The organism is Pseudomonas sp. 50_B, from assembly GCF_017491625.1.
In the GTDB taxonomy this organism is placed as follows: domain Bacteria; phylum Pseudomonadota; class Gammaproteobacteria; order Pseudomonadales; family Pseudomonadaceae; genus Aquipseudomonas; species Aquipseudomonas danubii.
The window spans coordinates 66,219-88,831 of record NZ_JAFGYX010000004.1 but is presented as its reverse complement, the minus strand read 5'-3'; the positions used below and the strand labels follow the sequence as shown (position 1 = coordinate 88,831).

At 64.5% G+C, this 22,613-nt stretch carries 21 protein-coding genes; 14 read left to right on the top strand and 7 right to left on the bottom strand.

Annotated features, from left to right (window positions below; all coding sequences use genetic code 11):
* The first annotated feature begins 3 nt into the window (after positions 1–3).
* The 3 genes from dctA (at position 4) to J5M73_RS07105 (ending at position 4,115) form a co-directional block, all read left to right on the top strand.
* Complete coding sequence (dctA, locus tag J5M73_RS07115) at positions 4–1,326, top strand: C4-dicarboxylate transporter DctA (protein WP_102864380.1); 1,323 nt, start codon at positions 4–6, stop codon at positions 1,324–1,326.
* A gap of 139 nt (positions 1,327–1,465) precedes the next feature.
* Positions 1,466–2,770, top strand: a complete 1,305-nt coding sequence (locus J5M73_RS07110; RefSeq protein ID WP_102864381.1) for a citrate:proton symporter — start codon at positions 1,466–1,468, stop codon at positions 2,768–2,770.
* Between the two features lie 91 nt (positions 2,771–2,861).
* Positions 2,862–4,115 (top strand): OprD family porin, encoded by a 1,254-nt coding sequence (locus J5M73_RS07105; protein WP_207815381.1) that lies wholly within the window; start codon positions 2,862–2,864, stop codon positions 4,113–4,115.
* A gap of 5 nt (positions 4,116–4,120) precedes the next feature.
* Here the strand turns inward: J5M73_RS07105 and J5M73_RS07100 are convergent, their stop codons facing one another.
* Both J5M73_RS07100 and J5M73_RS07095 read right to left on the bottom strand, forming a co-directional pair.
* Positions 4,121–5,131, bottom strand: coding sequence for a M48 family metallopeptidase (locus J5M73_RS07100; protein WP_207815240.1), 1,011 nt, complete (start codon positions 5,129–5,131; stop codon positions 4,121–4,123).
* 27 nt (positions 5,132–5,158) lie between these two features.
* Entirely contained in the window at positions 5,159–5,758 is a 600-nt protein-coding gene (locus J5M73_RS07095; protein ID WP_207815238.1) for a LemA family protein, read from the bottom strand.
* A gap of 187 nt (positions 5,759–5,945) precedes the next feature.
* Between J5M73_RS07095 and J5M73_RS07090 the strand changes: the two genes are divergently transcribed.
* The 4 genes from J5M73_RS07090 (at position 5,946) to J5M73_RS07075 (ending at position 7,670) form a co-directional block, all read left to right on the top strand.
* Positions 5,946–6,377 (top strand): DUF4265 domain-containing protein, encoded by a 432-nt coding sequence (locus J5M73_RS07090; RefSeq protein WP_060838822.1) that lies wholly within the window; start codon positions 5,946–5,948, stop codon positions 6,375–6,377.
* 22 nt (positions 6,378–6,399) lie between these two features.
* Positions 6,400–6,807, top strand: coding sequence for an Imm10 family immunity protein (locus J5M73_RS07085; protein WP_102864383.1), 408 nt, complete (start codon positions 6,400–6,402; stop codon positions 6,805–6,807).
* 76 nt (positions 6,808–6,883) lie between these two features.
* Positions 6,884–7,222, top strand: a complete 339-nt coding sequence (locus tag J5M73_RS07080; protein ID WP_060843293.1) for an FKBP-type peptidyl-prolyl cis-trans isomerase — start codon at positions 6,884–6,886, stop codon at positions 7,220–7,222.
* Positions 7,212–7,670 carry an NUDIX domain-containing protein gene (locus J5M73_RS07075; protein WP_102864384.1) on the top strand — a complete coding sequence of 153 codons (459 nt, stop codon included), beginning with the start codon at positions 7,212–7,214 and terminating at the stop codon, positions 7,668–7,670. Before J5M73_RS07080 ends, J5M73_RS07075 begins: the two co-directional genes overlap by 11 nt.
* A gap of 16 nt (positions 7,671–7,686) precedes the next feature.
* On the opposite strand, the gene J5M73_RS07070 is transcribed toward J5M73_RS07075, so the two are convergent.
* A complete protein-coding gene (locus J5M73_RS07070) occupies positions 7,687–8,709 on the bottom strand; it encodes a sensor domain-containing diguanylate cyclase (protein ID WP_102864385.1) in 1,023 nt (340 codons plus the stop codon).
* Between the two features lie 159 nt (positions 8,710–8,868).
* Positions 8,869–9,507, bottom strand: coding sequence for a LysE family translocator (locus tag J5M73_RS07065; protein WP_180988611.1), 639 nt, complete (start codon positions 9,505–9,507; stop codon positions 8,869–8,871).
* A gap of 120 nt (positions 9,508–9,627) precedes the next feature.
* On the opposite strand from J5M73_RS07065, the gene J5M73_RS07060 reads away from it, so the two are divergent.
* On the top strand, positions 9,628–10,596 hold the full coding sequence (locus J5M73_RS07060; RefSeq protein WP_102864387.1) for a LysR substrate-binding domain-containing protein: 969 nt from the start codon (positions 9,628–9,630) through the stop codon (positions 10,594–10,596).
* On the opposite strand, the gene J5M73_RS07055 is transcribed toward J5M73_RS07060, so the two are convergent.
* The gene (locus tag J5M73_RS07055; RefSeq protein WP_102864388.1) at positions 10,589–11,083 is read right to left on the bottom strand and encodes a DUF1543 domain-containing protein; all 495 of its coding nucleotides are present in this window, start codon (positions 11,081–11,083) and stop codon (positions 10,589–10,591) included. The two genes, J5M73_RS07060 and J5M73_RS07055, sit on opposite strands and share 8 nt — an antisense overlap.
* 82 nt (positions 11,084–11,165) lie before the next feature.
* On the bottom strand, positions 11,166–12,299 hold the full coding sequence (locus tag J5M73_RS07050; protein ID WP_102864389.1) for a cytochrome P450: 1,134 nt from the start codon (positions 12,297–12,299) through the stop codon (positions 11,166–11,168).
* Between the two features lie 81 nt (positions 12,300–12,380).
* On the opposite strand from J5M73_RS07050, the gene J5M73_RS07045 reads away from it, so the two are divergent.
* Complete coding sequence (locus J5M73_RS07045) at positions 12,381–13,130, top strand: metalloregulator ArsR/SmtB family transcription factor (RefSeq protein ID WP_102864390.1); 750 nt, start codon at positions 12,381–12,383, stop codon at positions 13,128–13,130.
* 71 nt (positions 13,131–13,201) lie between these two features.
* Here J5M73_RS07045 and J5M73_RS07040 read toward each other — a convergent pair whose 3' ends face one another.
* Positions 13,202–16,804 (bottom strand): transporter substrate-binding domain-containing protein, encoded by a 3,603-nt coding sequence (locus J5M73_RS07040; protein ID WP_102864391.1) that lies wholly within the window; start codon positions 16,802–16,804, stop codon positions 13,202–13,204.
* 337 nt (positions 16,805–17,141) lie between these two features.
* Between J5M73_RS07040 and J5M73_RS07035 the strand changes: the two genes are divergently transcribed.
* From J5M73_RS07035 to J5M73_RS07015, 5 genes are all read left to right on the top strand, one after another.
* Positions 17,142–18,350 carry an EAL domain-containing response regulator gene (locus J5M73_RS07035; protein WP_102864392.1) on the top strand — a complete coding sequence of 403 codons (1,209 nt, stop codon included), beginning with the start codon at positions 17,142–17,144 and terminating at the stop codon, positions 18,348–18,350.
* A gap of 90 nt (positions 18,351–18,440) precedes the next feature.
* On the top strand, positions 18,441–18,941 hold the full coding sequence (locus tag J5M73_RS07030; protein WP_102864393.1) for an AAA family ATPase: 501 nt from the start codon (positions 18,441–18,443) through the stop codon (positions 18,939–18,941).
* A 492-nt stretch (positions 18,942–19,433) separates the two neighbouring features.
* The gene (locus J5M73_RS07025; RefSeq protein WP_102864394.1) at positions 19,434–20,843 is read left to right on the top strand and encodes a circularly permuted type 2 ATP-grasp protein; all 1,410 of its coding nucleotides are present in this window, start codon (positions 19,434–19,436) and stop codon (positions 20,841–20,843) included.
* A gap of 3 nt (positions 20,844–20,846) precedes the next feature.
* The gene (locus J5M73_RS07020) at positions 20,847–21,797 is read left to right on the top strand and encodes an alpha-E domain-containing protein (RefSeq protein WP_102864395.1); all 951 of its coding nucleotides are present in this window, start codon (positions 20,847–20,849) and stop codon (positions 21,795–21,797) included.
* Positions 21,794–22,591, top strand: coding sequence for a transglutaminase family protein (locus J5M73_RS07015; protein WP_102864396.1), 798 nt, complete (start codon positions 21,794–21,796; stop codon positions 22,589–22,591). The genes J5M73_RS07020 and J5M73_RS07015 overlap by 4 nt, the downstream gene beginning before the upstream one ends.
* Positions 22,592–22,613 lie beyond the last annotated feature (22 nt).

Below are 22,613 nucleotides of genomic sequence, written 5' to 3'. Positions count from 1 at the left end.
AAAATGGGTGATGCCATGAAAGTTGTTAAATCGCTCTACTTCCAGATCCTCTGCGCGGTGTGCCTCGGGGTACTGGTGGGGCACTTCTGGGCCCAGCAAGCCATTGCCTTGAAGCCGCTGGGCGACGCCTTCATCAAGCTGATCAAAATGATGATCGCTCCCGTGGTGTTCTGCACCATCGTCACCGGCATCGCCGGCATGAGCGACAAGCGTTCCCTGGGGCGGCTGCTGAGCAAGACCATGCTGCTGTTCCTGGGCCTGACGCTGATCAGCCTGTGCATCGGCCTGGCGGCGGTCTACCTGTTCCAGCCCGGCGCGGGGATGAACATCGACCCCACCCGGCTGAACACCCAGGGCCTGTCCCAGTACACCGAGTCGGCGGCCAAGCTGGGGGTGGTGGAATTCTTCATGCACATCATCCCCGAGACCTTCATCGGCGCCTTCAACAAGGGCGAGGTCCTGCCGGTGCTGTTTATCGCGGTGCTGTGCGGGTTTGCCCTGTCGTCCCTGGGCGAGCGCGGCAAGCCGGTGCTGGAGGTGCTGGAGTCGGCCTCGCAGATGGTGTTCAAGATTTTTTCCTACCTGATGCGTTTTGCCCCCGTCGGCGCCTTCGGGGCCCTGGCCTTTACCGTGGGCCAGTACGGCATCACCTCCCTGGGCGCCCTGGCCAAACTGATCATGACCCTGTATGTCGCCTGCGGCTTCTTTGTCTGCGTGGTCCTGGGGGGCATTTGCCGGGCCAACGGCTTCAGCCTGTGGAAGCTGCTGCGCTACCTGCGCGAAGAGTTCCTGGTGGTGCTTGGCACCTCGTCCACGGAGCCGGTGATGCCGCGCATGCTGGAAAAACTCCAGGCCCTGGGCTGCCGCAAGAGCGTGGTGGGGCTGGTGCTGCCTACCGGCTATTCGTTCAATCTCGACGGTACGGCGATCTACCTGTCCCTGGCGGCGATCTTCATTGCCCAGGCGTGCAACATCGAGCTGAGCGCCGGCCAGATCGTCACCATGCTGGCGATCATGCTGCTGTCGTCCAAGGGCGCCGCTGGGGTGACCGGCAGCGGTTTCGTGGCCCTGGCCTCGACCCTGACGGTGATTCATGACATCCCCCTGGCCGGCCTGGCGTTGCTGATCGGCATCGATCGCTTCATGTCCGAGGCCCGGGCCTTGACCAGCCTGGCCAGCAACGCCGTGGCAACCGTGGTGATCGCCATTTCGGAGCAGGCCTGCGACCGCCAGGTGCTGTTGCGCACGCTCGATGGCCAGCCCCTTGCGGCCCAGGCCGCTGCCGACGACACCCCGGCGAGCGCGCTGGCGAACAAGCTCGGCTAGACCTCCCAGGCCGCACCGCTTCACCCCAAGTACCGACTCAACACCTGTGCCGGGCGCCCTTGATCGGGGCGTCCGGTGCTCGGGTGGCCGTGCGCCCGCGCGTCGGCCACGCTCATCATAAAAACAAGAGAATCGACTTATGCTCGCTTTACTCGGCCTCGCCATGGTGGTGGTCTTCACCTTCCTGATCATGACCAAGCGCCTGTCGCCCATCGTGGCGTTGACGCTGGTGCCCATCGTCTTCGCGGTGCTCGGCGGGTTTGCCGGCACCACCGGCAAGATGATGCTCGACGGCCTGAAAATGGTCGCGCCGTCGGCGGCGCTGTTGCTGTTCGCCATTCTGTTCTTCGGCTTGATGATCGATTCGGGGCTGTTCGACCCGCTGATCCGCAAGATTCTCAAGCGGGTCAATGGCGATCCGACCAAGATCGCCATCGGCACCGCGCTGCTGTCGCTGGTGGTGGCCCTGGACGGTGACGGCACCACCACCTACATGATCACCTGCGCGGCCATGCTGCCGCTGTACAAGCGCATTGGCATGAACCCGATGATCCTCGCCACCATCTCCATGCTGTCGTTGAGCATCATGAGCGGCATGACCCCCTGGGGCGGGCCGGCAACGCGCGCCATCGCCGCCCTGGGCCTGGATGCCGGCGAGTACTTCGTGCCGCTGTTGCCGACCATGATCGGTGGCGCCGCCTGGGTGGTGTTCACCGCCTACCTGCTGGGCCGGGCCGAGCGCAAGCGCATCGGCAACACCCAGCTGCAAAGCGGCGGTGGCGACTGCTACATCCAGGCGATTCTCGAAGACACGCCGCACAAGCGGCCCAAGCTGGCCTACGTCAACCTGCTGCTGGTGGTGGCGGTGATGACCGCGCTGGTGCTGGGCCTGATGCACTCGGCGGTGCTGTTCCTGATCGGTTTTGTCCTGGCCTTGATGATCAACTACCCGCAGTTGGATATTCAGAAGGAGCGCATTCTTGCCCATTCAGGCAACGCCATGACTGTGGTGCTGCTGGTATTCGCCGCTGGGATCTTCGCCGGCATTTTCTCCGGCACCAAGATGGTCGATGCCCTGGCTCAGACCCTGGTGGACTGGATTCCGCCCTCCTGGGGTCACCTGTTCCCGCTGGTGGTGGCGCTGACCAGCATGCCGTTGACCTTCGTGCTGTCCAACGACGCCTACTACTTCGGCGTGGTGCCGATCCTGGCCAACGCGGCGGCGGCCTATGGCATTTCTCCCCTGGAAATCGCCCGGGCCTCGATCCTCGGCCAGCCGGTGCACCTGATGAGCCCGCTGGTGGCCTCGACCTTGCTGCTGGTGGGCATGGTGGATCGCGACATCGGCGACTTCCAGAAAGCCACGGTGAAGTGGGCCGTGCTGACCTCCCTGGTCATTACCGCCCTGGCCTTGCTGACCGGGGCCCTGACCCTGTTCGTCTGATTGCCTCGAAACCCTCTTTTGTAGCCGGGCGCGCCTGCTGGCGGGGCGCTTGGCGAGCTGCGCCTTGAATAACAACAACGAGAAGTACGACATGAGCCATTTGCTGATTCGCGCAACGGTATTTTCCTGCTTGAGCCTGCCACCCGTGGCCGGGCTCCAGGCCGCTGACTTCATCGACGACAGCAGCCTCAAGCTGCAACTGCGCAACGTCTATTTCAACGAGAACTTCCGCGACGAACACGGCCTCAGCGCCAAGGCTGCGCGCACGGCCAAGAGCGAGCGCACCGAATGGGCTCAAGGCTTCCTGCTGGACTATCAGTCCGGATTCACCCCGGGCGCCCTGGGGTTCGGGGTCGATGCCCTGGGGCTGCTGGGGGTCCGGCTCGATTCCGGCAAGGGCCGCAGTGGCACGGGGCTGCTGCCGGTGCACGACGACGGTCGCGCCGCAAGCGAATTTGCCAGTGCCGGCGCCACGGCCAAGGTGCGGCTGGCCAAGACCACCCTCAAGTACGGCACCTTGCTGCCCAAGACCCCGGTGCTGGTCTACAACGATGCCCGTCTGTTGCCGCAGACCTATCAGGGCACCCAGCTCACCAGCACCGATATTGACGGCCTGAGCTTGACCGGCGGTTATCTGCAGCGCTTCAAACTGCGGGATTCCACCGACAGCGTGGGGCTGGTGCCCGACGGCTACAGCGGCGGCCAGTCCGGGGACTTCCGCTACGGCGGGGGCGAATACAAATGGAGCAAGACCCTGCGCCTGAGCTATTTCCATGGCGAGCTCGAGAACTTCTATCGGCAGGACTTTGTCGGCCTGCAACATGACCTGGCGCTGTGGCAGGGGACCTTGACCAGCGATCTGCGCTACTTCCGCAGCGCCGATTCAGGCGCGGCCTTTGACGGCAAGATCGCCAACCGCATGTTCAGCGGCCAGTTGACCTACGCGATTGCCGGGCATTCCCTGGGCGGCGGCTATCAGCGCCTGAGTGGCGATGCCGGCTTGCCGTATATCAGTGGCGCCACGGTCTACTCCTTCAGTAACGCCGGCATCGGCAAGTTCATCGAAGAGGGCGAGAAGACCTGGATGCTCAGCTATGGCTACAACTTCGCCAGCCTGGGTGTCCCCGGCCTGACCTTCAGCTCGCGCTACCTGAGCGGCAACGACGGCAAGTCCGGGACCCGGGTCGACGAGTGGGAGCGAGACGCCGAACTGGCGTATGTACTCCAGCAAGGCTCGCTCAAGGGGCTGGGGGTGAAGCTGCGCAATTACGTGTATCGCTCCGACTACTCCCGGGGACGCGACAGCAACCGCCTCTACATCACTTACGACATCGCCCTCTGGTAGCGCGTCTACAGCGGCGTGAAGCGCCCATCCCACTGCGGGTCCAGGCGCTGGATGCGTGCGGCCAGCGGCGGGTGGGTGGCGAACAGGCGTTCCAGGCGCAGTTTCACCCCCTGGTGGAAATACAGGTGGCTGTACTGGGCGGCGGCGAAGGCTCGCAGGCGTGAGCCGGCGCTGCTGCCGCCGATCTTTTTCAGGGCCCCGGCAATGCCCTGGGGGTTGCGGGTGAACTGCACCGCCGAGGCATCGGCGAGAAACTCGCGCTGACGGCAGATGGCGGCCTTGATCAGGTTGCCCAGCAGGCTGCCCAGGGAGCCGAAGATGAGCAGGGCCAGGCCCAGCACGGCAAACACGATCTGCCAGAAGAAACGGTTGCGGTCGCTGCCCAGGTGCTGCTTTTCAGCCTGGCGCAGCACCGCGATGCCCGCCAGGCTGAACACCAGCAGACCGTGGATCACCGCCAGCAGCCGGGTGTTGAGGCGCATGTCACCGTTGTAAATGTGGCTGAACTCATGGGCGACCAAGCCCTGCAATTCGTCGCGGTCCAGATGGACGAGGGCACCGCGAGTGATTCCGAGCACCGCCTGCTCCGGGGTCAGCCCGGCGGCGAAGGCATTGATCGCGTCTTCCGGCAGTACATACACCGCCGGCAGGGTGGCGCCGGAGGCCAGGGCCATTTCCTCGACGATATTGAGCAGGCGCTGTTCTTCGCTGCCCCGCGGCGAGTCGTTGATCAGGCGTCCGCCCAGGTGCTCGGCGATCACCTTGCCGCCGGCCCGCAGGCGCCAGGTCTTGTACCAACTGCCCAGCACCACCACCAGCAGCATGAGCAGTGCTATGACCGCGACCACGGCCCAGTTCAGCACCTTGGGCTGGCCGTACTCCTGGCTCAGCTCGCGCCATAACAGGCCCAGCCCCAGGCTGCTGAGGCTGACCAGGGTGGTCACCGCCAGGGTCATCAACAGCAGCAGTTTGAGGGTGTGGCGCCGGGCACGGGCCTGGTGTTGAAAGAACTTCATGCAAGTTTCCGGGGGCAGGCGGCGGGGTTATTGGAACGACACTTTGCTGGCGTCCTGGATCTGCGCGCTGTCGGCGAATTGCAGCAGCGCGGCATCGGCGCGATGGCCGAACAGCCCGGCGAAAAACAGCGCCGGCACTTGCTGCTTGCACAGGTTGTAGTCGGTCACGGCGTCGTTGAAGGCCTGGCGCGCGTAGGCGACCTTGTTCTCGGTGCTGGTCAGTTCTTCGCTGAGCTGCGCCATGTTCTGCGAGGCCTTGAGTTCCGGGTAGGCCTCCAGGCTCAGGTGCAGGCGGTCGAGGACCTGGTCCAGGGCACCCTGGTCCTGGCCCAGGCGGGCAATGCGCGCGCTGTCGCCGGGTTGCGCGGCGGCCGCTTGCAGGCTGTCCCGGGCGCTGTTGCGGGCCTCGGCCAGGGTGGTCAGGGTCTGGCGCTCGTGCTGCAGGTAGCCCTTGACGGTTTCCAGCAGGTTGGGGATCAGGTCGTAGCGGCGCTTGAGCTGCACTTCGATCTGGGCGAAGGCATTGCGCAGGCGATTGCGCCGGGTCGTCAGACGGTTGTAGAGACTGACCAGGTACAGCGCCAGAACGGCGAGCAGCACCAGGGCGACGATATCGGCGGTGGCCATGGGATGTCCTTATCGGGGTGAGGCGTGGGGGCGGCCATGGTAACGGAAACGTCCCGGGCCGTGACAGCGCTTTGCTCAAGTAGCCAATCAGGGATTGCCCCGGGCCGGCAATTCTGCGAAAAAGCGCGCGGCGCTCCGGCCTCAAGGTCGAGCGAGCGCCTTTCATTCGATGAACCAGGGACAGGCGATGGACAAGATCATGCTCAGGTTGACGGTGGTCGACGATTACCCACCGGTTGCCAGCGAAGGGGTCTGGGCTGAGCAGCAGCCGGACGGCCTGTACCGGATCGCCAATCTTCCCTTCTATTCCCAGGACGTCTGTTATGACGACGAGGTGGCCGTCCAGGTCGAGGCCGATGGCCTGAAATGGTTCAGGCAGGTGGGGCGCAGCAGTGGCAACAGCACCCTGCGCGTGGTGTTCTTCAAGGCCGGCCGGGAGCGGATCCCGGAGGTGCTGGAGCGGATCAACGCCCTGGGTTGTCGCTGGGAGGGCATGAGCCAGGCCTTCTTCGCGGTCAACGTACCGGCCTCGGTGCCGTTGGACAGCGTGCTGGAGTACCTGCAGGCGTGCGTTGACCAGGATTGGTTGGATTATGAAAGCGGGCTGTTGCGCCAGTGACCGCGCCAGGGAGCAAGGACCGATGAACTTGAAATTTCATGCCAACACCTACAGTGCCTATACCGAGGACGACGTGCAGATCCTGGGTTTTGCCGACGATGGGCAGCAGCCCGAGCACTACCTGCTGTTGCAGCGTGCCGAATGCTTCGACGAGCAGGATCGGCAACTGGGCATGGACACCTATTACGTCGAGCTGGGCGGGCAGGGCGTGGCCGGCTATGGCGGCATCGAGCAGCTGCAATTGGCCCCGGGGCGCTTGACCCTGCAGTTCTCCAGCACCCTGGACTGGTGCCGGGGCCTGCCCGGCCTGGACATCAGCTGGGACGCCGGGCTGGCCAGCGTCGAGGAAGTCCGGGCGGCGCTCGGCGAAATGCTGCTCGGCACCGACACGCGCATTCAGCTTCAGTCCGGGCCGGGGGCGCCGCAGTGATTGCCAAGGCGCGGCAATTCTGCGAAAAAGCGCGCCGCGGTCCCGTGTCGGGGCAATGTTTGAACGGGAGTGAAGCATGAGTGACCAATTACAGGTGATCGATATCCAGCTGGGCGACGGCAAGGCGGTGGTCAAGGGCGCTTTGATCACCACCCAGTACCGGGGCTTTCTGGAGGACGGCAGCAGCTTCGATTCCTCCTACGATCGCGGCAAGCCGTTCCAGTGCGTGATCGGCACTGGGCGGGTGATCAAGGGCTGGGACCAGGGCCTGATGGGCATGCAGGTGGGCGGCAAGCGCAAACTGCTGGTGCCGGCGCACCTGGGCTACGGCGAGCGCAGCATGGGCGCGATCCCGCCCAACTCGAACCTGATCTTCGAGATCGAGTTGCTGGAAGTGCTGACCCGTGACGACTGAGGGGCCGGCGCACACCTCAGCCGCACCCTCGACACCCGCCAACAAGGCGTGCCCGGTGCTGCTGCGCTACACCACCGAGCTTGAGGTCTTGGCCTTTCGCCATCCGCTGGCCGGCCTGCAACTGGTCAAGGGCACGGTGGAGACGGGAGAGTCGACGGCCGCTGCGGCGGTCCGCGAGCTGGCGGAAGAAGCGGGCGTCAAGGCCGAGGAAAGCCGTTTTCTCGGCCTCTGGCACTCGGGGTTTGCCGGCCAGGTGTGGGCTTTCCATGAGTGCCGGGTGCCGGCGCCGCTGCCCGAGAGCTGGACTCACTTCACCGCGGATGACGGCGGCCATCACTTCGAGTTCTTCTGGCATGCCCTGGCCAGCCCGCCGTCGGCCCAATGGCACCCGCTGTTCCAGGCGGCCCTGGTGTTTTTGCGCGAGCGCCTGCTCGACGCCGACGCCTAGGTCGGGTTGGCGGGTATCACTGCCCCAGGCGGTACTGGTTGTTGCCGCTGCGCTTGGCTTCGTACATTGCCAGGTCGGCGATGTGCAGCAACTGGTCCATGCGCCCGGCATGGTCGGGAAACACCGCCACCCCCAGGCTGCTGCCGATGCTGTGGCGCTGGCTGTCCACCTCCACCGGGGGCGATAGCTGGCTGAAGATCTTTTCGCCGATGCGCCGGGCTTCTTCCGTCAGGTCGAGCCCCGGGGACAGTCCCTCCAGAATCACCACGAATTCGTCGCCGCCGATCCGCGCCACGGTGTCGCTGCTGCGCAGGATGCCTTGCAGGCGCTGGGCCGTGGCGCTCAGGACCCGGTCGCCGGCAGCGTGGCCGTACTGGTCGTTGATCGCCTTGAAACCGTTGAGGTCGACGAACACCAGGGCCACCCGGGTCTGATTGTGACGCGCCTGCTCCAGGGCCCGGGACAGGCGCTGTTCCAGCATCAGGCGATTGGGCAGGCCGGTCAGCGGATCGAAATGCGCCAGTTGCTGCAACTGGCTGGTGGAGACTTTTTCATCGGTAATGTCCCGCACCACCCCCATCATCTTGATGGTGGTGTCGTGCACGTTCTTCACCACGTTGCCGGTTTCCCGCAGCCAGTGGATGCTGCCGTCGGGCCACACCACGCGGTACTCCTCATCGTGGTTCTCGCCGGTTTCCAGGCAGCGCAACTCGCCGGCGCGGACCCGTTCGCGATCGTCCGGATGCACGCAGGAGCAGAACAGTTCGTAGGAGGGCACCACTTCGCCGACCTTGAAGCCGAACATGCCGTAGATGGCTTCCGACCAGTACAGGCGCTGGGTGTCCACTTCCCAGTCCCAGGTGCCGATGCGTGCGAAGTACTGGCTGCGCTTGAAGCGCTCGGCATCGTCGGGCACGCCTTCGGCGAGTGTGCGATAGACGCGCAACTGGGCCTGGGCGCGGCGTTCGCGGCGCAACAGCCACAACGCCAGCAGGGCCAGCAACAGGGACAGACACAGCAGGGGCCAGACAGCAATCATCGGATTCTGGACAGCATGGAAGAGGGTGGTCCTGAGGGGTGGATAGCACTTGGCTATGTTAATTCATGGCGTGCTTCCCACAGGAGATTTTTATCGGCTGGCGAGCGGTTTTTCCACAATGTCGCCACGGGCTACGAATGCCCGGGGCACAGTCACGCGTCACCGGTGGGCGCCGGTATTGCTCAGTTCCAGCACGGCGTAGCCCAGGCCCAGCAGAGCCACCAGTAGCAGCGCCAGGCTGGAAATGCCGGTCACCAGGCGTTTGTACTTCAGCGAGAAACCCTGACGCGCCACCAGGATGTAAGCCCCCAGCACGGCAAAATCCACCAGCACCCAGACCAGCGTCAGCAGCAGCGCACTGTGCTGCAAGGAGCGGGTGACCTGAATGAACTGGGGGAAGAAGGAGGCAAAGAACACGATGTCCTTGGGGTTGCCGATTCCCACCAGGAAACCGCTGGCCAGGCCCTGGCGGCCCTGGTCGGTGCGTGGCGCCGCTTCCGCGGGTGCCGGGCCAAACACCTCGCGCAGTCCTTGCACGCCCAGCCAGCCGATGAAGCAACAGCCCAGCAGACTGACCCAGCCGATCAGGCGCGGGTCCAGCGCCAGGCCGGTGGTCAGCATCAGCACCGCCAGCAGTGCCAGCAGCAGTGAGGCGGCGTTGGTGCCCAGGGCGGTCAACACGGCCTGGCGCGGCCCGGCGTTCATGCTGGTGTTGACGATCAGGGCCACCACGGGCCCCGGGGTGGCCACCAGCATCAGTACGCTGAGTGCGTAGGCCAATAATAACGACAGGTTCAGGTCCACGAATAACGCCTTTCAAGTCATGTGCAAGGCCTCAGCTTGGCGGCTTTGAGCTGCATTGAAAAACGCAAAAAGCTATGACCTACTATGAGTTTTAATCATTGTTGGTGCCTGTCGATGGTCGAATCCCTGCCGCCGCTCTACGCGTTGCGGGCCTTTGAAGTGGCCGCCCGTTCCAGCTCCTTTACCCGGGCCGCCGAGGAGCTGTCCCTGACCCAAAGCGCCATCAGCCGGCATATCCGTACCCTGGAAAGTCAGTTCGGCTGTCGCCTGTTCGAGCGCCACGGCCCCAGGCTGGTGCTTACCGAAGCCGGACAGCGCCTGGCCCGGGAGCTCAAGGTGGGCTTTCGGATCATCGAGGATGCCTGCCTGCCGCTGCGGGCCAACACCGGCCAGTTGCGTCTCAAGGCGCCTTCGACCCTGACCATGCGCTGGCTGCTGCGGGTTCTGGAGGCTCTCAAGGGGCAACAGCCGGCACTGGCGGTGCAACTGGCCAGTGTCTGGATGGACTTCGACCATGTGGATTTTTACGCCGAGCCCTACGACTGCGCGATTCTCCTGGGCAACGGACACTTTGGCGCCGGGATCGAGGCCTGCAAGCTGTTCGATGAGTGGCTGATTCCCATCGGCCCACCCGAGCCCGCGGACGGACCGCCCTGGACCCTGGAACGGCTCAAGGACGCCGAGCTGATCCATCCTTCGGCGGACCGTCGCGACTGGCGCCGCTGGCTGCAGGCACAAGCACCGCAGGACCGGGCGTTGCTGGATCAGGTGCGGCTGGAGCGGGGCAATGTCTTCGACACCCTGGACCAGGCGATCTGCGCTGCCATGGCCGGGCACGGCCTGTCGATCGGCGACCTGCATCTGGTGGCGCAGGACATTCGCCTGGGGCGGATCAGCCTGCCGTTCCCCAGCGCGGTGGCCTCAGGGGACGGCTATTACCTGGTGTGGCTGCGCGACAGTCCACGCCAGGAGCACATCGCCCGGTTGCGGGCGTTTCTATTGAGCCAGGTGCTGGATATCAGCGACCTCGAACTGGACTACCGGGTGCCGGGGGCGGTTACCGGCCGTCCTGAACTCAGTTGAGGAGGATGTAGTCGTTGCGCTGCACGATGCCCCGGTGCGGGCCGGGCACCAGGTGCACATAACGGCCCTCCAGCAGATCGATCGGCAGGCAGTCGTCCACGTCCAGCAAGGCATCGGTGTGGGATTTGTGCCAGTGGGCCAGCATCTGCCGTTTGCCTTTGGCCTTGGCTTCGGCCTTGTCCCGGGCCACCACCAGCAGGTAGCTGTGGGCCTCGCCAAAGGCCGCCGCTTCGTAACCGCCCAGGTTCAGGAAGTACAGGCGTGGTGCACCCGGCTGCGGTGCCAGGGGGCTGAGTTCGACCTTGTAGTCCTCGACCCCGTCGACCTGCATCCAGGCATCGATGTGCAAGCCCGCCTGGCTGCCGAACCAGCCTTCGCGCAGTTGCGGGTAGGCGGCTTCGAGACGCTCGGCGACCACGAACTGGACATCGTGGACTTCAATTTTCGCTCTGGGGTGTTTTCCCCCCAGCATCACCACAAACAGCATTGTTGTTCCTTTTCCAGGATCGGTTTTGGCCGTGGGGCACCTTTTACCTCAAGCACGCGGAGACTGCCAAGGCGCTTGCCGGTTATCCGGCGGCATCGGTGAACAGCGGCAGGCGGCCGTTGACCGAAGGCAGGTAATTCCAGTCTAGCGTCAGGGTGCTCAGCCCCGGCGAGCGCAGCAGCTGCTGCAGCAAACTCTGGACGATGTTCAGCGCCAGGCCCTGGCCGGGACAGCGGTGCGTGCCGCTGCCAAAGCTGAACCCCTGGTATGCCGGATCGCAGCCGGTGACCGCGGCCAGGGCCGGGTCGTGATTGGCCGCCGCCAACAGCACCAGCACCGTCTCGCCGGCTTGCAGGTCCACGCCCAGCAGGGTGCAAGCCGTGGCGACGAACCGTCGGGTGTTCTGCACCGGCGGGTCCAGGCGCTGGCGTTGGAGCAGCCAGGCACTGAGCCGGTCCGGGTCATGGGACAGGCGCTGGCACAGTGACGGCTCCGCCAGCAGGGCGATCAGGCTGTTGCCGATCAGCCCGGCGCAGGCGTCATGGGTTTGTGCCAGCAGGCCCAGCAGGTTGGCCTGCAGATCCTCTGGGGCAAGGCCCTGGCTGCGCTCGAGGATCGCCCTCAGGAACGGGCTGTGTTGCGGCGCATCGAGTAATGCCTGCATCTGTTGGATCAAGTGCTGCGCCGCTGAGTCGGCGGCCTGCAACTGTTCTGCGTTGCTCAAGGGGGAGAGGCAGGCTACGAATTCGCCGGTGCGTCGGGCAAGGTCTTCGCGCCGCTCGGCGGCTATTCCCAGCAGTCCTGCCAGCAGTGCCACCGGCAGGCGCCATTGCCAGCGTTGCAGATCGTTGGCGCCTTGGGGGGCGCTCAGGGCAGGGCGCCACTGTTCCAGCCAGGGCTGCAGGTCGATGGTGCCCAGCTGCTGCAGCGGCGCCGCCATGGCTGCACGGGGACAGCCGTGGCGCAGGCCATCGTTCATCCGCATCAGGCGTGCAAACACGTCCCCGGCAGGCCGCCCGGCGATGGCCCGGGGCACCGGCTCCTGGGGCGGTCGGACACGGCAGGCGGGGTGGTTCAGCACCGCCGCTACTGCGGCGGCGCTGCTGGCGACCCATAGGCCCAGCGCTGAATCGTAGGTCAGGCCTCCCCGGGCACGCAGGCGGGCGTAATAGAAATCGTAGGGGGCAAAGTGGGTGGCAGCGCTGATCGGGTCCATGATTTGTCTCTTTGTTGGGCAGATATCCAGGTTGCTACTATCCTCATCTTTTCGAAGACACGATTCGTCATGGAGCGAAATATGAATGTAGTGCAGAACGACCTGGGGGTATCCAACGTGGCGGCGGCCATCGCCGAGCCGGCCCGTACCCGGATGCTTTGTGCGCTGATGGATGGCCACGCCCGTACCAGCACCGAGCTGGCGGCGATTGCCGAGGTCAGCACTTCCACCGCCAGCGCCCACCTGGCCAAGCTCAGGGACGCTGGCCTGCTGCGGGTGCAGGTCCAGGGGCGGCACCGTTACTACGGCCTCGGCGATCCGCTGGTGGCCCAGGCCCTGGAGGCCCTGATGGTGATCGGCCAGGGCAGCACCTTCACCCCGCGTACCCCGGACCGCCTGCAATTTGCCCGCACTTGCTACGACCACCTGGCGGGCACCCTGGGGGTGCAGTTGCACGACCGGATGCTGGAAGCCGGCTGGTTGCTGATGGGGGAGGAGGGCGAGGACTACCGGGTCAGTGACAGTGGTGTCGAGTTCTTCCGCGGCCTGGGCATCGACGTGGCCGAGCTGAGCAGGCTGCGCCGAAACCTGGCCTGTCCGTGCCTGGACTGGAGCATGCGCAGCCCGCACCTGGCGGGCGCCTTGGGGGCGGCGCTGCTGCGGGTGCTGTTGCAGCGCAAATGGCTGAGGCAGGATGTGGACAGCCGAGCCCTGACCCTGACCGGCACCGGCGGGCGCTACATCAGCAAGTACTTCGGTATCGCCTTGATTCAGCCATCCAAGCCGCTGTCGGCGTCGGCCAGTCTGGAGCTGCAAAGCCTGGGGGCCTGAACCCCGGCGGCTGGGCGGTAAGGGGCTCTGGTGCGGTGCCCGAGTGTGCGATCAGCTGATGCCAGGGCTGCTCAATCGGGCACCACGGACTCCAGCAAGTCACGATCCAGCCCCACCATGGCCTGCTCCAATCGCGTCAATGCCGTCTTGATCTGGCCGGCATTCGCGCCTTCGCGGCAGGCCTTCTCCAGGTATTCGCATTCATCGATCAGGGCCTGGGCATTGATGATCCGCGCCGCGCCGCGGATACGGTGAGCCAGGTCGGTCACGCCTTTGTTGTCGGGGTTGGCCAGCAACCCGCGGATCTGCTTCAAGTCCTGCTGGTTGCTCTGGTGCAAGCCCTTGAGCACCCGTTGAATGGATGCTGGGTTGCCGCCGGTGAGGTGGTCCAGTTGCTGGATGTCGAAGCGCTCACTGTTGGCCTTGAGTTGCAAGCGGGGCAGGGCGGGCAGTTCTCGCAGACGGCGGTCCAGTTCCGGCAGGGCAATAGGCTTGAAGATGCATCCATTCATGCCGGCGTCCCGGCAACGCTGTTCCTCTTCGGGTTGGACGTTGGCGGTAAAGCCGAAGATCTGCACCGGCGGCCGGCCCTGGATCTGTTCGGCAACACGGATTTGTCGGGTCAGTTCATAGCCGTTCAGCACCGGCATGTTGCAGTCGGTGATCACCACGTCGAAAGTTTCCCGCTGCCAGACTTTGTAGGCTTCGGCGCCGTTCTGCGCCTGGCTCAATGAATAGTTCAGGAAGCGCAGTTGTTCGCACAGCAGTTGGCGATTGGCCTGGCTGTCGTCCACCACCAGGATATGCAGCGGTGCCCTGGCGGCGACCGACGGGGTGGCTTGCGCTACAGCAGGCGGGGCATCGGGCAGTGGGTCGAGGCGATTCAACTGCACCTGCACCCGGGCCAGGGTGCCGACGCCCGGCTGGCTCTCCAGACGCAGTTGGCCGCCCATCATTTCGCAGAGCGTGCGGCAGATCACCAGCCCCAGTCCGGTGCCCGAGCGGGCGTTCTGATGTTGCCCTGGCACCTGGCTGAAGGGCTGGAACAGCCGTTGCTGGTCGTCGGGATCGATGCCGATCCCGGTGTCCTTGACGGTCAGCAGCAGGGGCAAAAGTTGCGCATCGTCACCCTCGGCCTGCAAACGGATCTGCACCCCGCCGTGTTCGGTGAACTTGATCGCATTGCTCAGCAGATTCGACAGCACCTGCTTGAAGCGCAGTGGGTCCACCAGCACGTCGCCATTGACGCTGCTGTCCAGATCCAGCTCCAGGCGCAGGCCCTTTTGCCGGGCCAGGCCATCGAAGACCCGGAACACCGACTCCACCAGATCCCGCAGGTTGGCCCGTTCGGGGCTCAGGCTCAGGCGTCCGCTTTCGATCCGGGCGATGTCCAGGATGTCGCCGATCAACTCCAGCAGGCCCTGGGCCGAACTGTAGGCCACCTCGATCGAGCTGCGGTCGAGCTGGCCCTGGTCGGCACGCTTGAGGGCCAGTTCCAGCATGCCGATGACCGCGCTCATGGGGGTACGGATCTCATGGCTCATGGTGGCCAGGAAGGTGGTCTTGGCGCGGTTGGCCTTGTCGGCGTCGTTCTTGGCCTGGGTCAGTTCGTCCAGCAGTTGCTGGCGCTCACTGATGTCCAGCCAGCCGCCGATGATGCCGAGGATTTCGCCCTGGGCATTTCGATAGGGCAGCATCCAGTGGTAGATCTGCGTCTGCTGCCCGCGGATATGGACGGTGCGGTCGATCAGCAGCGGCGGGCCACCGTCGAGGATGCTTTGGAAATCTTTGGCGAACAGACCGGCTTCGGGCACCGCCAACTGTTCGAGGTTGCTGCCCAGCACGCTCTCGCGATCGGTGCCCATGGTCTTGAGATAGCTGTCATTGCAGATCACCAGGCGCCGCTCGAGGTCGCGCACGTAGATCGGATTCGGCGTGCCGTTGATCAGCGCGTCCATGAAGCGCATTTGATCGTTGAGCGCATGCTCGGCCCGTTCGCGCTGGCTGACCTGGCGGCGCATGGCATAGCCCCAGGCCAGGGCGATCAGCAGCAACAGCACGCAGACGGCACCCGCCAGGTAGAGGGTGGTGCGGTAGTCGCGCCAGGAAGGAGGGACGACAGCGGCCTTGGAGCGCCAACGATTATTGAGCTCGGTAATGGCGTCGGGAGAAATGCTGCGCAAGGACTTGTCGATGATGCTGAACAGCTCCAGTTGGTCCCTGCGCACGCCGAAGGATTCGTTCAGTAGCGGCAGGTTCAGGGCCGATCGGACCTTGAGCTGGTCTTGCTTGATGCGCGGCAAGTTGAAACTGACGGCGATTTCCGCTTGCACCGCAGCATCGCCCTTGTGGTCGCGCAGCAGGGCCAGGGCTTCGAAGTTGGTTTGTACTTCTTTGACCCGGATCTGTGGATAGCGCTGGCGCAGCAGCGGCACCAGGGCATGGCCGCTGCCGATCAGCAGGGTCTTGCCGGCCATTTCTTCCAGGGTTTTCGGCGCATCGGGAGCGTCGCGAGTGATCAACATGTAGGGCCCGACCAGGTAGGGGCGGGTGAATTGCAAGTAGCCTTCGCGCTCGGGGTTGCGGGCTCGATCGGCCACCATCTGCACCCGGCCCTCGCGTACGGCGTTGTTGAGGTCCGTGAAGCTGGGCATGGCATCGATCTCGAAACTCAGCCCGGTCTTGGTCTCCAGCATGGCCAGCAGGTCGGAGGTAATCCCCAGGTAATTGCCTTCGGCGTCGAAGTAGGACATCGGTGGCAGATAGCGGTGGATGCCGATGCGCACCACGGGGTTGTTTTCGATCCAGCGTTGTTCGTCGGCCGTGAGATCGGTTTTTTCCATGCTCAGCAGCAGGCGGTCGCCCCAGCGATTGCGGATGCTGATGTCCTGTTCCTTGTGGATCGCTTGCAGCGCACTGTCGATCAGGCGTTGCAACTGCTGGTTGTCCGGGTTCACGGCGAAGGCGAAACCCGGGATGCTCGCGGGGCCGCTATAGATGATCCGCAGGTAGTCGCTGTAGTTGCGCGAGATCAGGAACTGCGCCGAGACCGCATCGCTGAGCAGCACATCGGCATCACCGAAGGCCACGGCGGCCATGGCGGCATCCGTGCTGTCGTAGCCTTCGATCTGTGCCTTGGGGTACATGGCCCGGGCAACGGGCAGGCTGATGGTGTCCGGGGAAATGGCCAGGCGACGCCCCTGCAAGCCGTTTTTCAGCGATGGAGAGTCCCCGAGGCGGGCCACCAGCGTCGGGCGATTGACCAGGTAGCGTTGGCTGCGCAGGAGCTGATGTTGCTGGGCATCGACCGGTGTCACGCTGCCCATGAAGTCGATCTCACCCTTGGCCAGGGCCTTGAAGACCTGTTCGCGGTTGTCATAGGCGCGGACGCTGATCTTCACCCTCAGAGCGTCCGCCAGCAGGCCGATGTAGTCTGCGGTGATGCCTTCGTATTCCCTGGACTCGTTGACCATCTCCAGCGGTGGCAGGTTCTGCTGCGAGGTGCCCAGCACCAGTTCGCGCTTGTTGCGCAGCCATTGCCAATCATCGTTGGTCAAGGGCAATTCATGGTGGTGGGGTGATTCATAGTTGAGCAGTTGCAAGGGAGTTGCTGTGTCTCCCAAGGCGGGAAAGCATGCCAGCCATATCAGCGTTGGCAGGAGGAAGCGGGGCATCGGGGCTCCTGATCGAAGAACGGCACAAGGATGAGTCGAGGAGGAACTGGGCTGGCTGAGTTGACCGCCGCACAAGGGCTGATCGTCAATGCTGGATATCAATATAGATCAAGGAAGAGCGCGAAACGGGCCTATTTTCCTGAGTTGCTCGGGCTTGGGCAAGCCCGTCAAGGCTGGCGGACCGAAGGTAGGGCCTTTGTCTTGACCCGCGTTCGGTTGGCGATACGCTTGTGTCTATCTGCACCCTTGCGATACTTCTGTCGGTTAGCACCACAGAAGGTGCCTAGCGATCCGTTATCGGGCCCCTGGGCAGTCGCCGCTCACCCTGGAGCCGCGCGTGAATACCCTGAAAATATTGGTGCTTGAAGACCATCCGGCGCAGCAACTACTGGCCCTGGAGCAATTGCGACGCCTGGATGTAGCTCAGCCATTGGCGGCGTCCGATGGGGACAGTGCCCTGAACCTGCTGCGTGAGCGCGGTGCGGCGGACATCGTTCTGTGCGACTTGCAGATGTCGGGCATGGACGGCCTGGAGTTCTTGCGGCGAGCCAGTGAGGAGCACTTGGTGCGGGCGGTGATTCTCTACAGCCTGATTGAGTCCGATCTGCGTCGCGCAGTGTTGCAGATGATCAGCCTGCATGGGTTGATCGTCCTGGGGGACGTGGGCAAGCCGGCGGACCTGGAAGCCTTGCAGGCGATGCTCGAACTGTATCAGCAGCGCCATCAGCAACAGGTTCCGGCACCGTCCCGGCACTTTGCCCCGGTGAGCCTTGAAGACCTGCAGCGGGGCGTCGAGCAGGGCCAGTTCGTCGCCTACTACCAACCCAAGTTCGACCTGCGCCACGCCAGTTGCTGTGGCGCCGAAGTGCTGATGCGTTGGTGCCATCCCGAGCGCGGGGTCCTGGCGCCGGCGGCCTTTCTCGATGAGCTGGAGGCCGCAGGCCTGCTGGACGAGGTTCTCCACCAGCAGCTTGACCAGAGCATGGCCCTGCAGCGCCGGCTGCTGGACCAGGGTGAAGAACTGGAGCTGGCGTTCAACCTGATGCCCCGACAACTGGCCAGCGGTGACATCGTCAGGCACATCCGTCAGGCCATCGACCGGCATCAGGTTCCGCCGCGGTTGCTGACGTTCGAAATCACCGAGGTGGGCCTGGTGCAGGCGCCGGCCATCAGCCTGGAAAACCTGGTGCGTCTGCGGATGATGGAGTGCAACCTGGCCATCGACGACTTCGGCGCCGGCTATTCCTCCTTGCAGCGCCTGTGCGAACTGCCGTTCAACCAGATCAAGCTCGATGCGCATTTTGTCCGTGAACTGGTGCGTCAGCCCCGCTGTCGCGCGGTGGTCGGTGCCTCCCTGGCCTTAGCCAGCAACCTGGAAATGTGCCTGGTGGTGGAGGGGGTGGAAACCCAGCTCGAGCGGCGCCTGCTGCTGGAAATAGGCTGCGTCATGGCCCAGGGGTACTGGTACGCCCGGCCGATGTCGGAAAGCGCACTGTTGTCCTGGCCGCGAAGCATCCCGGCCGAGCAACCTTTAGTGTTTCCCTGACACTGCTCTGCGGTGTTGGAGGGTCCCGCGCTGGACGTCGACGGCGATTGCGTTGAAGCTTGCCCTCCAACGTTCCAGCCAGGGCCTTGCATGCTCATCGTATTCAGCGGATTGCCGGGCTCCGGCAAGACCACCATCGCTCGCACCCTGGCTCCCCACTTGGGAGCCACCTACCTGCGTATCGACAGCATCGAGCAGGGCCTGCGCGATGCCGGCCTGGCAGAGGTCGGCAAGGCCGGTTACCAGATCGCCCTGCAACTGGCCGAGGCCAATCTGGCCCTGGGCAACTCGGTGCTGGCCGATTGCGTCAATCCCGTGGCCGAAAGTCGTCAGGCCTGGAGCGATCTGGCGCAGCGACTGGGAGTGCTCCTGCTGGATGTCGAGGTGATCTGTTCCGACCCCCGGGAACATCGACGGCGGGTCGAGACCCGGCAGGTGGATGTGCCGGGGCTGCAAGCGCCCAGTTGGCAGTCGGTACTCGATCACGACTACCAGGCCTGGGCGCAGTCGCCCTTGCGCCTGGACAGTGCGAGCCTGTCGCCGCAGCAGGCGGTGGCGCTGATCCTGGCTCGGTTGCCGGTGCGCAGCTGAAGGCCGACCGGCCAATCCTCGCTGTGGCCAGTCAATGCCTTGAACCTCGATGGTGCGCTGGCGGTCAGTGTTCAGGGGCCGCTGCTGGCCAGTGCACGCCCTATTGCCGGCAAAGCTCCCGATAACGGGGCAAAAAAATCCTCCCTGGGGCTTTGTGCACCGATTCAGCCCGCAACCGTTTGCCATGACTCGGGCAGGGTCCCCATGGGCGTCCCCAAGACCGCTTCCTGGCGGGGATAGATGTCTCTTTTATGAATGTATTTGTCGCTATTTGTGGGGTTTTTCAGACCATATGCCGCAGTGGCCGTGGTTTGGGCATTTGCGGCATAGCCTTTGCTACCGCTCTGTGAAGCGGGCGGCAGGGGCCGTCCGACCGTGGGCCCAGGAGGTGCTCGCACACAGGGGAACTATCATCCCTTCAAGGTTAAAGCCGGGTCACGCACACACAGGGTTCAAATAAAAAGCCGTTCATATCGCGGCAAGGAGTTGGCTATGTCCCGCGCTTTTTTCGATGAAATGTACGCTGCCAGCGGCACCTGTCGACCACACTACGAAGCGTTCGCCCGTTGGCTGGCGGACACGCCCCTGGAGCTGCTGGACCAGCGTCGGCGTGAAGCCGACCTGTTGTTCCACCGCGCCGGTATCACCTTCACCCTGTACGGCGACGAACAGGGCACTGAACGCCTGATTCCCTTCGACATCATTCCCCGCAGCATCAAGGCCAGCGAGTGGCGCACGGTGGAGCGCGGCTGCGTGCAGCGGGTCCAGGCGCTGAACCTGTTCCTGGCGGATATCTATCACGGCCAGCGGATCATCAAGGAAGGCATCATTCCCGCCGAGCAGGTGCTGGCCAACGAAGGCTATCAGGTGGCCATGCAGGGCCTGGACCTGCACCGGGGCACCTACGCCCATATCGCCGGGGTCGATCTGGTGCGCGACGGCGATGGCAGCTACTACGTGCTGGAGGACAACCTGCGCACCCCCAGCGGCGTGAGCTACATGCTTGAAGACCGCAAGATGATGATGCGTCTGTTTCCCGAGTTGTTTGCCGCCCAGCGCATTGCCCCCATCGATCATTATCCCAACCTGTTGCTGGACACCCTGAAGAGCTCCAGCCCCCTGGACAACCCGACGGTGGTGGTGCTGACCCCGGGACGTTTCAACAGTGCCTATTTCGAGCACGCGTTCCTTGCCCGGGAAATGGGCGTGGAACTGGTAGAAGGCGCCGACCTGTTCGTGCGTGACGACCGGGTGTTCATGCGCACCACTTCCGGCGCCCAGGCGGTGGACGTGATCTACCGTCGGCTGGACGATGCCTACCTCGATCCGCTGTCGTTCAACCCCGATTCCATGCTCGGCGTGCCCGGGCTGATCGCCGCCTATCGCTGCGGCAATGTGGTGCTGGCCAACGCCGTGGGCACCGGGGTCGCCGACGACAAGTCGATCTATCCCTATGTGGACGAGATGATCCGCTTCTACCTGAGCGAAGAACCGATCCTCAAGAACGTGCCCACCTGGCAGTGCCGCAAGCCCGCCGAGCTGTCCCATGTGCTGGCCAACCTGCCGGACCTGGTGGTCAAGGAAACCCAGGGCTCCGGCGGCTACGGCATGCTGGTAGGGCCGGCGGCCACCGCAGCGGAGATCGAAGAATTCCGCACCCGCCTCAAGGCTCGCCCCGAGGCTTACATCGCCCAGCCGACCCTGTCCCTGTCCACCTGCCCGACTTTTGTCGAAAGCGGCATCGCCCCGCGGCACATCGACCTGCGGCCGTTCGTACTCTCCGGCCGGGAAACCCGTCTGGTGCCCGGCGGCCTGACCCGCGTGGCGCTGCGCGAAGGCTCGCTGGTGGTGAACTCGTCCCAGGGCGGCGGCACCAAAGACACCTGGGTAGTGGAGGACTGAACCATGCTCTCAAGAACCGCTGCGGACCTGTACTGGATGTCCCGCTACCTGGAGCGCGCCGAGAACCTGGCGCGCATGCTCGAGGTCAGTTATTCGCTGTCGCTGATGCCCCAGGCCGGGCGCGGTGACGGCCATGCCGAACTGGCCATGTCGTTGCTGGCGGCCGGCACCCTGGATGACTACAACCAGCGCTACGGTGAACTGAACACCGAGCGCATGCTGCACTTTTTCGCCCTCGACGAGACCAACCCGGGGAGCATCTACTGCTGCCTGCGGGCGGCCCGCAGCAATGCTCATGCGGTGCGCGGGCGGATCACCGCGGACATGTGGGAGAACATCAACGCCACCTGGCTGGAGATGCGCAACATCGCCCGCAATGGCCTGGGGCGCTACGGCATCAGCCAGTTCTGCGAGTGGGTCAAGGAGCGTTCGCACCTGTTCCGCGGCGCCACCGCCGGCACCATCATGCGCAACGACGCCTATCGCTTCATTCGCCTGGGGACCTTTATCGAGCGCGCCGACAACACCCTGCGCCTGCTGGACGCACGCTATGAAATGTTCGGCGAGGAGTCCGAGGAAGTCAGCGATAACTCGGCCCGGGGCTATTACCAGTGGAGCGCCTTGCTCCGTGCCTTGTCGTCCTTCGAAGCGTTCAACGAGATCTACCGCAATGCCCCGGGGGCCGAGCAGGTGTCCGAGATGCTGCTGTTGCGCGCCGATGTGCCGCGCTCGCTGCATGCCTGTGTCGAGGAACTGGACCAGCTCCTGGCCACCTTGCCGGGGGACAACGGGCGTCCGGCCCAGCGCCTGGCCGCCGAGCTGAATGCGCGCCTGCGCTACACCGGGATCAACGAGATTCTCGATTCCGGCCTGCACCAGTGGCTGACCGATTGCATCGGGCAGATCCGCCACTTGGGGCAGACCGTGCATGAGTCCTATCTGGAGGTGGTATGAAACTGTCCATTCGTCACGACACGACCTACAGCTACGCCGATGAAGTCTGCACCAGCATCCAGTTCCTGCGGTTGACGCCCCAGGACAGCCAGCGTCAGCAGATCCTCCAATGGCACCTGGAGCTGCCACGGCAGGTGCGCGCCCAGCGCGACCCCTACGGCAATATCCTGCATGTCATGACCCTCGACGAGCCCCACGGCGCCATTGTCCTCACGGCCTTTGGCGAAGTGCAGATCGATGGCACGCGGGAAGTGGAGGGCGACAGCCAGTCGCCGCTGCCGTTCCTGCGTTGCAGCCACCTGAGCAAGGCGGACTCGGCCCTTTGCGACTTTGCCCGGCGCCATTGCGGCGAGCGCCGTGATCGCGCCGCGCTGATCGAGCTGATGCAGGCCCTGGCCGAGCACATGCCCTACAGCCCGGGCGCCACCGGGGTTGGCAGTACTGCGGCCGAAGCTTTTGCCGGCGCTGCCGGGGTCTGCCAGGACCATACCCACGCGTTCCTGGCCTGCGCCCGCAGCCTGGGGATTCCCGCGCGTTACGTCTCCGGCTACCTGTGCACCGAGGACGCCAGCCACCTGGCCAGCCATGCCTGGGCCGAAGCCTGGCTCGACGACGGCTGGTACAGCTTCGACGTGACCAACCGCCTGGCGCGACCCGAGCGTCACCTGAAACTGGCGGTGGGCCTGGACTACCTGGATGCCTGCCCGGTGCGCGGCATGCGTCGCGGGGGAGGGGCTGAACAGATGCAGGCTCGGGTCCAGGTCAGTTCCATGGTGCAGTTCCAGCATCAGTAACGCCGCGCAGCGTCGCCGCCCG

Bases quoted from the DNA above. Each gene is read 5' to 3' on its own strand.
- J5M73_RS07100 (WP_207815240.1), bottom strand. From the start codon at position 5,131: ATGAAGTTCTTTCAACACCAGGCCCGTGCCCGGCGCCACACCCTCAAA.
- J5M73_RS07020 (WP_102864395.1), top strand. From the start codon at position 20,847: ATGCTCTCAAGAACCGCTGCGGACCTGTACTGGATGTCCCGCTACCTG.
- J5M73_RS07055 (WP_102864388.1), bottom strand. From the start codon at position 11,083: ATGCTGTTTGTGGTGATGCTGGGGGGAAAACACCCCAGAGCGAAAATT.
- J5M73_RS07095 (WP_207815238.1), bottom strand. From the start codon at position 5,758: ATGGCCACCGCCGATATCGTCGCCCTGGTGCTGCTCGCCGTTCTGGCG.
- J5M73_RS07045 (WP_102864390.1), top strand. From the start codon at position 12,381: ATGAATGTAGTGCAGAACGACCTGGGGGTATCCAACGTGGCGGCGGCC.
- J5M73_RS07050 (WP_102864389.1), bottom strand. From the start codon at position 12,299: ATGGACCCGATCAGCGCTGCCACCCACTTTGCCCCCTACGATTTCTAT.
- J5M73_RS07040 (WP_102864391.1), bottom strand. From the start codon at position 16,804: ATGCCCCGCTTCCTCCTGCCAACGCTGATATGGCTGGCATGCTTTCCC.
- J5M73_RS07030 (WP_102864393.1), top strand. From the start codon at position 18,441: ATGCTCATCGTATTCAGCGGATTGCCGGGCTCCGGCAAGACCACCATC.
- J5M73_RS07015 (WP_102864396.1), top strand. From the start codon at position 21,794: ATGAAACTGTCCATTCGTCACGACACGACCTACAGCTACGCCGATGAA.
- J5M73_RS07110 (WP_102864381.1), top strand. From the start codon at position 1,466: ATGCTCGCTTTACTCGGCCTCGCCATGGTGGTGGTCTTCACCTTCCTG.
- J5M73_RS07060 (WP_102864387.1), top strand. From the start codon at position 9,628: ATGGTCGAATCCCTGCCGCCGCTCTACGCGTTGCGGGCCTTTGAAGTG.
- J5M73_RS07085 (WP_102864383.1), top strand. From the start codon at position 6,400: ATGAACTTGAAATTTCATGCCAACACCTACAGTGCCTATACCGAGGAC.
- J5M73_RS07025 (WP_102864394.1), top strand. From the start codon at position 19,434: ATGTCCCGCGCTTTTTTCGATGAAATGTACGCTGCCAGCGGCACCTGT.
- J5M73_RS07080 (WP_060843293.1), top strand. From the start codon at position 6,884: ATGAGTGACCAATTACAGGTGATCGATATCCAGCTGGGCGACGGCAAG.
- J5M73_RS07090 (WP_060838822.1), top strand. From the start codon at position 5,946: ATGGACAAGATCATGCTCAGGTTGACGGTGGTCGACGATTACCCACCG.
- dctA (WP_102864380.1), top strand. From the start codon at position 4: ATGGGTGATGCCATGAAAGTTGTTAAATCGCTCTACTTCCAGATCCTC.
- J5M73_RS07105 (WP_207815381.1), top strand. From the start codon at position 2,862: ATGAGCCATTTGCTGATTCGCGCAACGGTATTTTCCTGCTTGAGCCTG.
- J5M73_RS07070 (WP_102864385.1), bottom strand. From the start codon at position 8,709: ATGATTGCTGTCTGGCCCCTGCTGTGTCTGTCCCTGTTGCTGGCCCTG.